General features: G+C 39.5%; 11 protein-coding genes, 1 tRNA gene and 1 pseudogene. All 13 read right to left on the reverse strand.

What is annotated here, in order from left to right:
* Positions 1-777: 777 nt before the first annotated feature.
* Positions 778-2,169, reverse strand: a complete 1,392-nt coding sequence (locus ACFIKJ_RS07830) for an L-serine ammonia-lyase (protein ID WP_375653958.1) — start codon at positions 2,167-2,169, stop codon at positions 778-780.
* 345 nt (positions 2,170-2,514) lie between these two features.
* Entirely contained in the window at positions 2,515-3,204 is a 690-nt protein-coding gene (locus tag ACFIKJ_RS07835; RefSeq protein ID WP_375626280.1) for a nitroreductase, read from the reverse strand.
* A 209-nt stretch (positions 3,205-3,413) separates the two neighbouring features.
* Entirely contained in the window at positions 3,414-3,800 is a 387-nt protein-coding gene (locus ACFIKJ_RS07840; RefSeq protein WP_375626282.1) for a MerR family DNA-binding transcriptional regulator, read from the reverse strand.
* A gap of 473 nt (positions 3,801-4,273) precedes the next feature.
* Positions 4,274-8,485 carry a DNA-directed RNA polymerase subunit beta' gene (gene rpoC, locus ACFIKJ_RS07845; protein ID WP_375626284.1) on the reverse strand — a complete coding sequence of 1,404 codons (4,212 nt, stop codon included), beginning with the start codon at positions 8,483-8,485 and terminating at the stop codon, positions 4,274-4,276.
* Positions 8,486-8,657: 172 nt separating this feature from the next.
* Entirely contained in the window at positions 8,658-12,806 is a 4,149-nt protein-coding gene (gene rpoB, locus ACFIKJ_RS07850) for a DNA-directed RNA polymerase subunit beta (RefSeq protein WP_375626286.1), read from the reverse strand.
* Between the two features lie 291 nt (positions 12,807-13,097).
* On the reverse strand, positions 13,098-13,469 hold the full coding sequence (gene rplL, locus ACFIKJ_RS07855) for a 50S ribosomal protein L7/L12 (RefSeq protein ID WP_012755028.1): 372 nt from the start codon (positions 13,467-13,469) through the stop codon (positions 13,098-13,100).
* A gap of 66 nt (positions 13,470-13,535) precedes the next feature.
* Positions 13,536-14,054 carry a 50S ribosomal protein L10 gene (gene rplJ / locus ACFIKJ_RS07860; protein ID WP_375626288.1) on the reverse strand — a complete coding sequence of 173 codons (519 nt, stop codon included), beginning with the start codon at positions 14,052-14,054 and terminating at the stop codon, positions 13,536-13,538.
* 357 nt (positions 14,055-14,411) lie between these two features.
* Positions 14,412-15,116 (reverse strand): 50S ribosomal protein L1, encoded by a 705-nt coding sequence (gene rplA, locus ACFIKJ_RS07865; RefSeq protein ID WP_375626290.1) that lies wholly within the window; start codon positions 15,114-15,116, stop codon positions 14,412-14,414.
* Positions 15,117-15,120: 4 nt separating this feature from the next.
* Positions 15,121-15,549, reverse strand: coding sequence for a 50S ribosomal protein L11 (gene rplK, locus ACFIKJ_RS07870; RefSeq protein ID WP_375626292.1), 429 nt, complete (start codon positions 15,547-15,549; stop codon positions 15,121-15,123).
* A gap of 149 nt (positions 15,550-15,698) precedes the next feature.
* The gene (nusG, locus tag ACFIKJ_RS07875) at positions 15,699-16,229 is read right to left on the reverse strand and encodes a transcription termination/antitermination protein NusG (protein ID WP_012755024.1); all 531 of its coding nucleotides are present in this window, start codon (positions 16,227-16,229) and stop codon (positions 15,699-15,701) included.
* Between the two features lie 20 nt (positions 16,230-16,249).
* Entirely contained in the window at positions 16,250-16,462 is a 213-nt protein-coding gene (gene secE, locus ACFIKJ_RS07880; RefSeq protein ID WP_012755023.1) for a preprotein translocase subunit SecE, read from the reverse strand.
* A gap of 201 nt (positions 16,463-16,663) precedes the next feature.
* A tRNA-Trp gene (locus tag ACFIKJ_RS07885) sits at positions 16,664-16,739 on the reverse strand.
* Positions 16,740-16,786: 47 nt separating this feature from the next.
* Positions 16,787-16,851: pseudogene (locus tag ACFIKJ_RS07890) on the reverse strand (elongation factor Tu); the annotation flags it as partial.

The raw sequence follows: 16,851 nt of genomic DNA on the forward strand, positions 1-16,851 counted from the left end.
CTATTCCCCCATATTAGACATAACTATTTTATTTTACTTGCTTTTTATATACCATTCACGGACACCACCGTGAAATGAGTTTGGGAGCGTTGAGAGATATTTTTTTAAAACAAACTCATGAATGAGTAACACGATAATGTTCTATCGCATGCATTCTATTCTCATGAGAATTTTGATAAATATTTTTAATGTATACGTTATTATTTATTTTAGTTTTTTTGACGGTACAGAATTTATAAATAAAAAAGATATTCCCAATATATCTCTTAATTATTGTAAATTAGCATTTCTTTTTAAGGTATTTTTTACCATACTAGGTGCCCAAAAATCTTTACTTCCAAAAAATTAAAATCTTTAAAATTCTCTCTCCTCATCATAATTATTCAGATTTAAAACAAATTTTCCTTGGATACTCAGGCATAATCTTCCATTACTTAAAAGATATGGCTATGGAAACTTTAAAAAGCCATAAAACCCAGCTAAAAAATAATGGCAGATTGATCACTAATTTTACTTTACGCTTTTTTACTTTTTCTAAATTAGACTTTTTCCCATTTTAGATACAAATCAGATAGATACTAACAATACTCTCCCTCCAAGCCTTCATGCCGAAGCTATTATTCGTTAAGAAAACACTGAATCATCTCGAATTTATTTCAAGCTGCTGCTGCATTAAAGTGGAATTTTAATTTATAAGTAACAAAAAGCACAAGCTTTATCAGGAAATACGATCCCCCTCCAAAAAGTCCAGTTATGGATTGAAAGATGCTCCAGCTCCTAACAAGATATTGTATTAACTGCAAGACCACCTTTACTTGTCTCTTTATAGCGTTCACTCATATCATGACCAGTCTGGCGCATTGTTTCTATACAAGCATCAAGAGAAACAAAATGATCTCCATTACCATATAACGCAAGAGAAGAAGCCGTTACCGCCTTAACAGCTCCCATTGCATTACGCTCAATACAAGGAACTTGTACAAGACCTGCAACAGGATCACATGTCATTCCCAAATGATGTTCAAGCGCAATTTCTGCCGCATTTTCAATTTGAGCTGGTGTTCCACCTAACGCTGCGGTCAACCCTGCTGCGGCCATTGAAGATGCCGTTCCAACTTCACCTTGACACCCAACTTCTGCACCAGAAATAGAGGCATTATGTTTGATAACACCGCCTATAGCTGCTGCCGTTAATAGAAAATTATGTATTCCCTCTCGATCTGAATCATCATTAAATTGAAGATAATAACGCAAAACTGCTGGGATAACACCGGCGGCCCCATTTGTTGGGGCTGTAACAACACGACCACCTGCTGCATTTTCCTCATTGACTGCTATGGCATATACCGAAAGCCAATCATTTGCCCAAAGTGGATAATTGTGATTTTTCTTTTGATTTTTCAAAAGCGTTTCATGCAGCTTTTTAGCACGCCTTAGAACACGCAATCCACCAGGCAACTCACCTTCTTGTGAAAGACCTCTATCAATGCAATTTGTCATCGCTGAAAAAATTTCATCAAGCCCTGTATCAAGAGAAGAACGCTCTATCTTTGTTTCTTCATTTAAGCGCTTCATTTCAGCAATTGAAAGTCCTGATTTTTCTGCCATTGATAACATTGTACAAGCAGAATCAAATGGATATGGCACCTCAAATGCTTCTGGTTGTATATTATCATTTATATGGCTTAATTCATCCTCAGTCACAACAAAGCCACCACCGATAGAATAATAAATCTGCCGCAACAGAACATTCCCATCAGTATTAAGTCCTTCAAAGGCCAGTCCATTTGTATGTCCAGGGAGGATTTGCTTTCGTTCAAAAATAAGATCATGCTGCACATCAAACTGATAAGCGGGATGGCCTTCTGGTTGCACTTTTTTTTCACGTATAACTTTTTCTAACAACCCCCCCATGCTATCAGGATCAACAGTAGAAGCTTTTTCTCCTAAAAGTCCTAATATGATAGCCCTATCTGTTGCATGACCAATACCCGTGAAAGCTAAAGAACCATAAAGATAAACACGTATACGAGAAACTTGAATATCAGACGACTGAGAAAAATCTCCTATCTTTTGCAAAAACATATTAGCAGCTGTCATCGGCCCCATCGTATGTGAGCTGGAAGGACCAATCCCAATTTTAAAAAGTTCAAAAACAGATAGAAACACGTATCACCTCAAAACTATAGTACAGCTTGAGCATATATGCTTTTTCATAACGTTTGTCCCGTTTAAAATCAAATTGCGAGATAAACTAAAAAAATGACAGCAATAAACACGAATGTCGCTCGTCTTGCTACCACCCAGCACTTTCTCTCTATAGTGTTTTCCATTAAGCCAACCTTCAAAAAACGGACAATGCCCCTAGAGTCACCGCTCTTAATGTTTCAAACTTAGTAAAATAAGTGTTAATACGCAATATTAAAATTCAATAAGGATGCGAAATTCTTATCGGAAATATTTTTCATAATGCACCAAGTTCTTCAAAACGTATGCTTAATTATATAAAATATTTTATGGGTATGTTTCAATGAAACGTACAAAGTTTTCTAACGATTCTCGTTCTGTCTCAAAATTGTTTTCTGGAGCGCTCATATCGCGATAACCAAGTGCCATACCACAGATAATATGGCGATCAGAAGGAATAGATAAAAGCGTACGAATCTGTTTATGATAATCAGCAAAAGCAGCTTGAGGGCAGGTATCTAATCCAAATCCACGTGCAGCTAACATAATGGTCTGCATAAACATACCCAAATCAAGCCAACTCCCCATTTCCATGTCGTGATCCATTGTAAATAAGAGTCCTACAGGTGCATCAAAAAATAAAAAATTTCGCGCCTTTTGATGAAGTATTTTTTCTTCATCACCTTTTTGAATTCCAAGACTCTGATAAAGATCCAAACCAACTTTTCGACGTCTTGAAATATAAGGCTCACGCCACTGATGTGGATAATAACTATATTCACGCTCTCCTTTTACACCTGAAAGCACAAGTTGTGAAAGCTCTTGCCCTACTTTCTGTAATACACTTCCTGTAAGCACAATCACTTGCCATGGCTGAATATTTGTTCCAGATGGTGCACGTGCTGCAAGTTTTAAGATTTCTTTGATTGTTTCCAAACTAACTGGCTGATCAGTAAAAGCGCGAATTGACTTTCGTGACAAAATAGATTGAAAAACACTCATAGGAGAAACTGCCATTGTTTTTACTTTCTTTATGAAAAATAATTTTTTTGCTTATCAAGGACAATATACTGCGAAAATACCTTCGCAGCTTTTTTCGAACACTCTATTTCTTTAAATAACTCACACATTTCACGTAGTGTTAAAGATTCCCCTTAGAGATAGTATAACCTATCTCTTTTAATAGAAAGAAAATTGTCTAAAAGCAGATGAAATAAATTTTATAATCAATGATTAACCCCCAACTCCGCTAAGCTCTCAAAAAAACTCTCCTCAATTCGTTCCAAATCCTGTAGAAGATCATCAATATCATGCTGCATCTGCTTTAAATCAGCTCGTTTTTTATGAATTCCTGCAATTAACTTCTTAAGCTTTTTCTCATCATCAGGTGGTTTTTCAACCATTGTCAACATATCAGATATTTCAGACAACGAAAATTTAACTCTTTTAGCACGCAGTATTTGTTTTAACTTATGACGATCCGTTTGTGTATAAAGCCGTGTATTTCCACGCCGAAAAGGAATAAGAAGCCCCTCTTCTTCATAATAACGCAAAGTCCGAGCTGTTATTGAAAACTCACGTGTTAATTTTCCAATTGAATAATATTCGTACATTTTTTCATTCTGTCTTCATAGATCACATTGTGATAAGAAATATGTCTATTTTTTATAATACTTAGTGAGTAACGTAATCTCTACTCTCCTACATTCTAATTTAGAAGAAGATACATTCTTGTCATACAAGTATTGTATAGTAGAGGATCAATTATTTTTTAGATTACAGAAAAGACTATCGATCTTTCATTATAAGTCCTTTAAAATCTTTATAGAAGATATCAATCAACAATTTTCCTAAAATTCAAAATCAATCATTATTTTATTTGTAGATAATCAACTATTTTCCTTGAACATGGCTTTTGAGTTTCAAATAATTACAAAACAATAAGCTAGTAAAGATGTTAAAAATAACTATCGCCTTATAATTTTTGATATTTTTTAGGAAAAGATGCAACTTCTGCATTTCGAGATAAAAAAACGTCTGAATATAAAGTTCAGACGTTTTTTTATTATGTGATGTTATATTTAAATTATTCAGCAACGGCGCCGGTTGTCATATTTGTCAACATAGCCTTAGCCACTTCGTTATTACTAGACTTACGCTGCTCATCTACAATCAAATCATCACGAACGGCAGCAATACGACGGATTTGAGAAATCGTACCACCCGTACCTGCTGGAATAAGACGACCGACAATAACGTTCTCTTTAAGTCCTTGCAAAGTATCAATTTTACCAGAAACTGCTGCTTCAGTAAGAACACGTGTTGTTTCCTGAAACGATGCCGCCGAAATGAAAGAAGGCGTTTGAAGAGAAGCTTTTGTAATTCCAAGAAGAATGGGATTACCAGATGCAGGTTTCTTCCCTTCTGCAATCAAATTATCATTGATTTCATCAAGTTCAATACGATCAACATTATCACCTGAAATATAACCAGAATCTCCAGATTCAGTAATTTCAACTTTTTGCAACATTTGACGAACAATCACTTCAATGTGCTTGTCATTAATAAGAACTCCCTGCAAACGATAAACCTCCTGAATCTCATTAACAAGATAAGATGCCAAAGCTTCAACCCCCTTAATCGCCAATATATCATGAGGTGCTGGATTACCATCAAGGATATAATCTCCCTTTTCAATTTGATCACCTTCTTGGAAGTGAAACAACTTACCTTTTGGAATCAAATATTCTACTGCCTCAAGAGTTTCATCATTTGGTTCAATAATGATACGACGTTTATTCTTATAACCACGGCCGAATCGAATCGTGCCACTTACTTCAGCAATAATCGCATGATCCTTTGGACGACGCGCTTCAAAAAGCTCAGCCACACGTGGTAAACCACCCGTAATATCTTTCGTCTTGGCACTTTCCATCGGCAAACGAGCAATAACATCACCAGCCTTAACATGAGCACCAAGCTCAACAGAAAGAATAGTTTCCACTGACATCATATAACGGGCTTCACCTCCCTTATACAATTTAGCAATGGATTCACCTTCTTTATCTGCGTGGATAATAATGGCTGGTTTAAGATCCGCACCACGTGGATTAGCGCGCCAATCAATCACCAAACGCTTCGTAATACCCGTAGATTCATCAGCTGTTTCAGTGACAGATAAACCATCAATCATATCTTCAAAACCCACATAGCCTTCAACTTCCGTTAAAATTGGACGTGTGTAAGGATCCCATTCTGCTATACGTTGGCCACGTTTAACCACATCACCATCATCAACAAAAATATGGGCACCATAGCTAACACGGTGTACAACGCGCTCTTTTCCTAACTCATCCTTGATAAGGATAGCCATATTACGCCCCATAACAACCAAATGGCCTTCAGAGTTACGAACCACATTACGATTACGAATCTCCACCTTACCTTCATAAGATGCCTCTAAATACGATGAATCAACAACCTGCGCAGTCCCTCCTAAGTGGAAAGTACGCATAGTAAGCTGTGTTCCCGGCTCACCAATGGATTGAGCAGCAATAACACCAACGGCTTCTCCCTGATTAACAGGTGTTCCACGCGCCAAATCACGACCATAGCATTTTGCACAAACACCAAGACGTGTTTCACATGTTAAAGCAGAACGAATTTGAACAGATTGAATTCCAGCTTCTTCAATCTTCGCGACATCAGCTTCCTCAATCATCGCTCCACCTTCAAGGATAACCTCTCCAGAGACAGGATGTAGAATATCAACAAGCGCTGTACGACCAAGAATCCTTTGCCCAAGTGAGGCAACAATTTGTCCTGCATCAACAATTGGCTGCATGGTAAGCCCTTTTGCGGTACCACAATCAACTGCCGAAATAATAGCATCCTGTGCAACATCAACAAGACGCCGTGTTAAATAACCAGAGTTCGCCGTCTTTAACGCAGTATCAGCAAGTCCTTTACGTGCACCATGCGTGGAATTGAAGTATTCATTAACAGTTAGACCTTCTTTAAAATTTGAAATAATGGGGGTTTCAATAATTTCACCCGATGGTTTTGCCATTAATCCACGCATACCAGCCAATTGTCTCATCTGGTTAGCAGAACCACGTGCTCCAGAATGCGACATCATATAGATCGAATTCATCGGCCGTTGACGACCTGTTTTAGGATCAAAATCGACGGCTTGAATACGTTTCATCATTTCATCTGCAACGCGATCTGTACATTTACCCCAAGCATCTACAACCTTATTGTATTTTTCACCTTGTGTAATCAAACCATCATTATATTGCTGTTCGTACTCCTTAGCCAAAGCTTCTGTCTCTGCAACTAAACGCGACTTACTATCAGGAATAACCATATCATCCTTACCGAATGAAATTCCTGCACGACAAGCATAAGAAAAGCCAAGCTGCATAATACGGTCACAAAAAATAACCGTCTCTTTTTGTCCACAGTGCCGATAAACATGATCAATCATTTTAGAAATGTTCTTTTTCGTCATTTCTTGATTGACAATATCAAATGAGATATCCGAATTCCTTGGCAAAAGCTCACCGATAATCAAACGACCAGGTGTTGTATCATAAAGTTTAGAAACTTCTTTTCCATCCTTCCCCATATTCTTAACACGGCCTTTAATCTTCGTATGAAGCGTTACAACCTTATTTTCCAAGGCATAATGAAGCTCACCTATGTCAGAAAAAGCCATTCCTTCACCTGGTTCTTTTTCAGAAACAATTGAAAGATAATAAAGACCAAGAACCATATCCTGTGAGGGAACAATAATTGGGGCACCATTGGCCGGATGAAGAATATTATTGGTAGACATCATCAAAACACGGGCTTCAAGCTGTGCTTCAAGAGAAAGCGGAACGTGAACCGCCATCTGATCTCCATCAAAATCCGCATTAAAAGCAGTACACACCAGTGGATGAAGTTGAATAGCTTTGCCTTCAATTAAAATAGGTTCAAAAGCCTGAATCCCCAAACGGTGCAATGTTGGCGCACGGTTGAGTAAAACAGGGTGTTCACGAATAACCTCATCCAAGATATCCCAAACTTCCGGATGTTCTTTTTCAACAAGCTTCTTTGCCTGCTTTACCGTTGATGAATAGCCTTTTGCATCAAGCCGCGCATAAATAAAAGGCTTAAACAATTCAAGAGCCATTTTTTTCGGAAGACCGCATTGATGCAATTTTAATTCAGGTCCCGTCACGATAACAGAACGCCCTGAGTAATCAACACGCTTCCCAAGTAAGTTCTGACGAAAACGTCCTTGCTTGCCCTTCAACATATCTGATAGAGACTTGAGAGGACGTTTATTGGCTCCAGTAATCACACGCCCACGCCGTCCATTATCAAACAATGCATCAACAGCTTCTTGTACCATACGCTTTTCATTGCGCACGATAATTCCAGGAGCACGCAATTCAATCAGCCGTTTCAAGCGGTTATTACGATTAATAACACGCCGATAAAGATCATTCAGATCTGATGTCGCAAAACGCCCACCATCAAGCGGAACCAATGGACGCAAATCCGGTGGAATAACCGGAATTGTTTTCATAATCATCCACTCTGGCTTATTTCCAGATTCAAGAAAATTTTCAACGATTTTAAGCCGTTTAATCAGTTTTTTCTGCTTTAACTCTGAAGTTGTTTCAGCTAATTCGAGACGCAAATCATTGGCGATTTTATTTAACTCCATACCAGCTAAAAGCTCGTAAATAGCTTCAGCGCCAATCATAGCTGTAAACTGATCTTCTCCAAACTCATCAATAGCAAGCATATATTCTTCTTCAGAAAGAAGCTGATGGAGCTTAAGAGATGTCAACCCTGGTTCGGTTACAATATAATTCTCAAAATAAAGAACCCGCTCAATATCTTTTAAAGTTAAATCTAAAAGTGTAGAAATACGACCTGGTAATGATTTAAGAAACCATATATGCGCAACAGGTGCCGCAAGTTCAATATGCCCCATACGCTCACGACGCACGCGCGAAAGAGTAACCTCTACACCGCATTTTTCACAAATAATGCCCTTATACTTCATGCGTTTATATTTGCCACATAGACATTCATAGTCTTTAATAGGGCCAAATATACGTGCACAAAAAAGACCATCACGCTCTGGTTTAAAAGTCCTATAATTAATAGTCTCAGGCTTCTTAATCTCACCATAAGACCAGGACAAAATTTTCTCAGGACTCGCAATAGAAATACGAATAGAGTCAAATGTCTGCGCTGGCGCTTGAGGATTGAAAAGATTCATGACCTCGTGGTTCATGCTGTTCTCCTTCAAAGATTCTTAGAACCTGTTGTAATATCTCATTTATTTTATAACAGATCTTCTTTAAAATACATTTACTTTTAAAAATGACCTGTATAACCTTAATAAGGTTATTGAGCCTCTTAAAGTAATCAGAGCGCAGCCTTTTTCTACTGCGCTCTTTGAATTATTATTCTGCTGTATCAGACAATGCCCGCTGTGCAATAAATTCACGCGCATCATCAAGCTCCACATTAAGAGCAAGTGAGCGCATTTCTTTTACCAACACATTAAAGCTTTCGGGTATACCCGCCTCAAATGTATCATCACCACGCACAATTGCCTCATAGACTTTCGTTCGACCGGCCACGTCATCAGATTTTACTGTTAGCATCTCCTGCAAAGTGTATGCAGCACCATAAGCTTCAAGTGCCCAAACCTCCATTTCACCAAAACGCTGACCACCAAACTGTGCCTTACCTCCTAATGGCTGCTGCGTAACAAGTGAATAGGGACCAATAGAACGTGCATGAATCTTATCATCAACAAGGTGATGCAATTTCAACATGTAAATATATCCTACCGTTACTCGACGATCAAAAGGTTCTCCAGTACGACCATCATAAAGCGTAACTTGCCCTGAACTATCTAAGCCTGCGTCCTCCAGCATCATGTTAATATCAGACTCATGTGCTCCATCAAAAACAGGCGTTGCAATTGAAACCCCTTTCTTCATCTGTAATGCCAATTTGTAAAGGCTTTCATTATCATACTGACGGACTGGTTCATTTTGATTATCATCAGGCATAAGATTTTCAATACGCTGACGCAACGGCAATATATCCCCAGTCTCTTGATACAATTCTAACAAATCACCAATCTTCTTGCCCATCCCCGCACATGCCCAACCAAGATGCGTCTCAAGAATTTGTCCAACATTCATACGACTAGGCACACCAAGTGGATTCAAAACGATATCAGCATGGGTCCCATCTTCAAGAAATGGCATATCTTCTACGGGAAGAATACGTGAAACAACACCCTTATTCCCGTGACGTCCCGCCATCTTATCACCTGGTTGGATTTTCCGCTTCACAGCCACAAAAACCTTCACCATTTTCATGACACCAGGAGGCATTTCATCACCTCTTTGGACCTTTTCAACTTTATCCATAAAGCGACGTTGTAATGCTTCTTTTGATTCATCATATTGCTTGCGCAAAGTTTCAATTTCATTTTGAAGCTTCTCATCCTCAACAGCAAATTGCCACCACTGGGATCGTGGATAATGCCCCATTACTGTACTATCAAGCTTTTTACTGCCCGAAAAGCCTTTCGGACCTTCTACAGCAACTTTACCTGTCAACATATCGGTAAGGCGCGCATAAACATTGCGATCAAGAATAGACTGTTCATCATCACGGTCTTTTGCTAAACGCTCAATTTCTTCACGCTCAATTGCCATCGCACGTTCATCTTTTTCCACGCCATGGCGATTAAAAACGCGAACTTCAACAACAGTACCAAAAGTTCCAGGAGGCATACGCATAGAAGTATCACGAACATCGGATGCCTTTTCCCCAAAAATTGCACGCAGAAGCTTTTCTTCTGGCGTCATGGGACTTTCACCTTTTGGGGTAATCTTTCCAACTAAAATATCACCTGGTTGAACTTCAGCACCAATATAAATTATGCCAGCTTCATCAAGATTTCTTAACGCTTCTTCCGCAACATTAGGAATGTCGCGCGTAATTTCCTCAGGCCCAAGTTTTGTATCGCGTGCTGCAACTTCAAATTCCTCAATATGAATTGAAGTAAAAACATCATCAGCAACAATGCGCTCGGATAACAAAATAGAATCTTCATAATTGTATCCATTCCAAGGCATAAAGGCTACGAGAACATTCCGACCAAGAGCTAAATCACCAAGATCCGTGGATGGACCATCTGCAATGATATCACCTTTCTCTATCCTATCACCGACATGTACAAGAGGACGCTGATTAATACAAGTGGACTGATTAGAACGCTGAAATTTCTGTAGGCGGTAAATATCAACCCCTGATTTTGAAGGATCTAAATCTTCTGTTGCACGGATAACAATACGGGTAGCATCGACTTGATCAACAACACCACTACGTTTTGCACTCACAGCAGCTCCTGAATCGCGTGCAACAATGGCCTCCATTCCTGTCCCAACAAATGGCGCTTCGGCGCGGACAAGAGGAACTGCCTGACGCTGCATGTTCGATCCCATAAGCGCACGATTCGCATCATCATTTTCCAAAAAAGGAATAAGCGCTGCTGCAACTGAAACCAATTGTTTTGGTGAAACATCCATCAAATCAACATGATCACGCGGCGCCATTAAAACTTCACCAGCATGACGGCAAACAACAAACTCTTCTGTAAAACGACCTTCACTATCTAATGAAGAATTAGCTTGAGCAACATAATGCTTTGCTTCTTCCATCGCTGAAAGATAAATAACTTCTTTTGTGACTTTTCCATCAACAATTTTTCGATATGGGCTTTCAATAAAGCCATATTTGTTAACTCGCGCAAATGTTGCTAAGGAGTTAATGAGACCAATATTGGGGCCTTCTGGTGTTTCAATCGGACAAATACGACCATAATGCGTAGGATGTACGTCACGAACTTCAAAACCCGCCCGTTCACGAGTCAAACCACCTGGACCAAGAGCAGAAAGACGGCGCTTATGGGTAATCTCCGACAATGGATTAGTTTGATCCATAAACTGCGACAATTGTGAAGACCCAAAAAACTCACGAACTGCAGCAGCAGCAGGCTTTGCATTGATCAAATCCTGTGGCATAACTGTATCAATTTCAACCGATGACATGCGCTCTTTTATCGCACGCTCCATACGAAGAAGGCCAATGCGATATTGATTTTCCATCAATTCTCCAACGGAACGAACGCGACGGTTGCCAAGATTATCAATATCATCAATTTCGCCACGACCATCACGCAATTCAACCAACATCTTAACAACAGCAAGAATATCCTCTTGGCGTAAAATGCGAACTGTGTCTGGACAATCAAGATCCATACGCAAATTCATCTTAACACGCCCAACGGCTGAAAGATCATAACGCTCTGGATCAAAAAACAATGAATGGAACATTGCTTCTGCTGTATCGATTGTTGGGGGCTCACCTGGACGCATCACTCGGTAAATATCAAATAACGCATCCTGTCGACTTTCATTTTTATCCACCTTTAAAGTATTGCGGATATAAGCGCCAATATTCATATGATCAATATCAAGGATATTGATTTGATCAGCACTAACATCAAGCAAAATTTTTAATACTTTTTCGTCAATTTCATCACCAGCTTCAAGGTAAATTTCACCTGTTTCGTAATTGACGATATCTTCGGCTAGATAACAACCTAATAAATCATCTTCACTAACTTTAACCGCTTTAAGTCCTTTTTCTGCCAAAGACTTCGCAGTACGAACTGTTAATTTTTTACCAGCCTCCGCGACGACTTCACCACTATCTGCATCTATAAGGTCAGAAATGAGCTTCATTCCTTTAAAGCGATCAACAGAATAAGGAACTCGCCATCCTTCTCCATCACGCTCATAAGTCACTTTATCATAAAACGTCGATAAAATATCCGACGCATCCATACCTAGTGCCATCAAAAGACTAGTAACAGGAATCTTGCGCCGCCGATCAATACGCGCATAAATAATGTCCTTAGCATCAAACTCAATATCAAGCCAAGAACCACGATACGGAATAACACGAGCAGCAAAAAGAAGCTTTCCTGATGAATGGGACTTTCCTTTATCATGGTCAAAAAAGACACCAGGAGAACGATGCATCTGCGAAACAATAACACGTTCCGTACCATTAACAATAAAGGTACCATTCGTCGTCATTAAAGGCATATCGCCCATATAAACGCCTTGCTCTTTAATGTCTTTGATATCTTTGGAGCCGGTATCCTCATCAACATCAAAAACAATCAAACGTAATATGACCTTTAATGGGGCAGCATAAGTTAAATCACGTTGACGGCACTCTTCAACATCAAATTTCGGTAAATCAAATTCATAACCAACAAACTCAAGCATAGCTGTACCGGAAAAATCTGAAATAGGAAAAACCGATTTAAAAACAGCTTGCAAACCTTCATCTGGTCGTCCACCTTTCGGTTCCTCAACCATGAGAAACTGATCGTATGACGCTTTTTGAACCTCAATAAGATTCGGCATTTCTGCTACTTCAGGAATCTTACCAAAAAATTTACGTACGCGCTTACGACCATTGAATTGAGACATCATTGCGTGAGTCTGAGCCATCGTCGCTCCTTGATCTTTACTCTTCAAGGTAGACCAACCTTGAAAGCCTTATATCATTAACCTGCATATGCAGACCAGTTCACTTGACACTCAACAATGAGCATCATTAACTTTCCCCACCAACATAAGCCATTTTTATCTCTTGACTCTATGATGAAGGGATGGGTAGTGCAAACCTATCCCATTACTGTTACAAAACCGTTGGGAAAAGGTTTTTTACTCATTATTTTCCCTCTTTGTATTGAGAGAAAGAAAATCGGCGAACATAAATGCCCGCCGATAAAATTAAATTTACTTAAGTTCCACTTTAGCACCAGCAGCTTCAAGTTGAGATTTAATTTTTTCTGCTTCTTCTTTAGAAGCACCCTCTTTAATAGGCTTAGGTGCCCCTTCAACCAGATCTTTAGCTTCTTTAAGACCAAGTCCAGTAAGAGCACGAACTTCCTTAATAACATTAATTTTTTGCGCACCACCTTCAACAAGAATAACATCAAATTCTGTTTTTTCTTCAGCAGCTGGAGCAGCAGCACCAGCAACAGCAGCGACAGCTACAGGAGCAGCAGCCGAAACTCCCCACTTTTCTTCAAGTAACTTAGAAAGCTCAGCGGCTTCCAAAAGGGTTAGATTAGAAAGGTCTTCTACGATCTTCTCTAGATCAGCCATTTTTAAATTCCTTCAATTAAAAGATTTGAACCATTATTAAATTTTATCCAAAAAAACAGAACAGCCTTAAGCCGCCTTATCCTCCTGAGCATATGCGCCAATGACACGTGCAACCTGACTAGCTGGGGCATTAACAACCTGTGCAATACGGGTCGCAGGGGTAGAAATCATACCCACAAGTTTTGCACGCAACTCGTTTAATGAAGGCAATGAAGCCAATGACTTCACAGCATCTACAGTTAAACTTGTTGCCCCCATTGAACCGCCAAGGATGACAAATTTGTCATTGCTTTTCGCAAAATCAACAGCAACTTTCGGTGCTGTGATCGGATCTTCTGAATAAGCAATAAGTGTCTGTCCAGTAAACAAACCCACTATCGATTCAGATTCCGTGCCCTGAAGAGCGATTTTAGCAAGACGGTTTTTGGCGACTTTAACGGCACCGCCAGCTTCACCCATTTTCGAACGTAGATCATTCATCTGTGAAACTGTCAGACCGGAATAATGTGCAACAACAACAGAACCAGACTTCCGAAAAGCCTCGTTAAGCCATGTAACAAATTCGCGTTTTTCCGCTCTATTCACTGTCTCTCTCCATTTAACAGATTTGCTTAAAACAAACCTATTGGTTACCTTTGATAACATAAAATACTTCATGTCACCGATGAGGATCCTGTCCCCTTTTTCACGCACAGCGTTCAAAGGCAACCTTGGCTCAAACCCTTTAAGTCTTTTAACTCTCAGTTTTTACCCCAGTCTCATGCAGGTTTTTTTGATTAAGATACTTAAAAGCATCACCTACAATCTCGGACAGGATATTCCGGAATTTCTCCCGGCATAACCTAAGCTCTATAAAGCTTAGATAGCTAAATGCTGATCAAAACCAGCATTTTAAATACAATTTTGATATTCACATACCCAAAAACAAAATTATAAATCAGCTTATACTAACTCTGAACGAACTGTTGCTGGATCAACTTTAATACCAATTCCCATAGTCGAAGAAACAGCAACGCGCTTAATATACTCACCTTTTGCACCTTGCGGTTTGGCTTTAATAACTGCACTTGCAAAGGCCTTTATATTTTCTACAATTTTTTCAACACCAAAAGAAGCCTTACCAATACCAGCATGCACAATACCAGCTTTTTCCACACGAAACTCAACAGCACCACCTTTAGAAGCTTTGACAGCACCGACAACATCAAGTGTTACAGTACCAACTTTCGGATTCGGCATCAAACTCCGCGGACCAAGAATCTTACCAAGACGACCAACAAGAGGCATCATGTCTGGTGTTGCAATACAACGATCGAAGTCTATAGTCCCTCCATTAATGCTTTCAAACAAATCTTCAGCCCCTACAATATCAGCTCCTGCCGCCTTAGCTTCCTCAGCCTTATCCCCACGAGCAAAAACGGCAACACGAATATTTCTCCCTGTTCCATTAGGCAAATGAGCAACTCCTCGAACCATTTGATCAGCATGACGAGGATCAACACCCAAGTTCATTGAAATTTCGATTGTTTCATCAAACTTAGCAACTGCACGCTCCTTAACCATTGAAACGGCATCTTTCAAAGCGTAAAGTTCATTAAAATCAATATCTTTTCGGATATTTTTTATTCTTTTTGCTACTTTTGCCATAATATTACCCCACCACTTCCAAGCCCATCGAGCGAGCAGAACCTTCAACCATACGCATTGCTGCCTCAATGTCATTCGCATTAAGATCTTGCATCTTTGATTCCGCAATCGAACGAATTTTATCACGAGAAATGCTTCCTACAGACACTTTACCAGGCTCTTTTGAACCAGATTTCAGGTTTGCCTCCTTCTTTAAAAAGAATGATACAGGAGGCGTCTTGAGAGAAAATGTGAAAGATTTATCTTGGTAATACGTAATAACCACTGGAATCGGTGCTCCCTTTTCCATTTCTTGTGTAGCTGCATTAAACGCCTTACAAAATTCCATGATATTAATACCGCGCTGCCCAAGAGCTGGACCAATCGGTGGAGATGGAGTAGCAGCTCCTGCAGGAACCTGCAACTTAAGCTGACCTATACTTTTTTTTGCCATAACAATCTGCCTTTAATTTCACTGGTATACTGACAATTTATCTTGCCCGCTACCCGCTGCAGTCACGTGGTTCGGATCATTAAGCCGACAAAAGCCATAAATCACCTCCCACTCCTTCCTTAAAGTAATTCAAACTACTCTAAGTTTAATCAGAGTTTTTCAACCTGACCAAATTCCAAATCAACAGGCGTAGGACGCCCAAAAATAAGCACTTCAACCTTAAGACGAGAGCGCTCTTCTTCAACCTCTTGAACAATTCCATTAAACGAAACAAAAGGACCATCAGCAACGCGAACTTGCTCTCCAACCTCAAACAATACAGAAGACTTTGGAGACTCAACCCTTTCTTGAACTTGTTTGAGAATTTGCTCAACCTCTCGATCAGAAATGGGAACAGGACGCGCATCCGACCCTAAAAAACCTGTCACTTTAGGCGTATTCTTAATAAGATGATAAACTTCATCTGTTAACTCAGCACGAACAAGAACATAACCAGGAAAAAATTTTCGCTCAGCATCAACTTTTCGCCCACGACGAACCTCTACAACACGCTCTGTTGGAACAAAAATCTTTTCAAAAAGATGATCAAGTCCTTTTTGCTTTGCCTCCTTATCAATAGCTTCCGCTACTTTCTTTTCAAAATTTGAATATGCCTGAACAATATACCAACGAGCTGCCACAGTCACACTTCCTTACATTCTCAACTAAAAAGATATTTCAGAAGATCAATAACCCGCCAAACACCAAAATGCATAACCTGATCCACAATAAAAAAGAAAGCTGAAGCCAACGCAGTTACCAACAAAACCATAACAGTAGAAATAACCGTCTCACGACGTGTAGGCCATTTCACTTTAATTGTTTCTGCATAAACCTGCTTCAAAAAGGTAATCGGATTGGTTTTAGATGCCATCGTCACACTATACTCTCTCTAGCCCTATTGTGTTTTATAAAAAAATAAACAGAAAAAAATGCAAAAGCCAACTTTCGACTTATGCAATTTCCTTACTTCCTATTCAATACCGTTTCATACACAAAAAAACAAGCCCTATATCAAAAAAAGCGAAAAAGGCAGCAAAACCCACTCCCTTATATGAAAAATTCTATTCCCCTTTGGCAGGGGCAGCAGGACTTGAACCCGCGACCTGCGGTTTTGGAGACCGCCGCTCTACCAACTGAGCTATACCCCTAACTCTCAAAACTAAAACACTTTTAACATCCCTTTAACAAGCATTATTTATTCAATGATCTTAGAGACGATACCGGCACCAACAGTACGACCACCTTCACGAATAGCAAAAC

The sequence above is a fragment of the Bartonella sp. PS7NMGDW genome, assembly GCF_042193585.1.
In the GTDB taxonomy this organism is placed as follows: domain Bacteria; phylum Pseudomonadota; class Alphaproteobacteria; order Rhizobiales; family Rhizobiaceae; genus Bartonella; species Bartonella grahamii.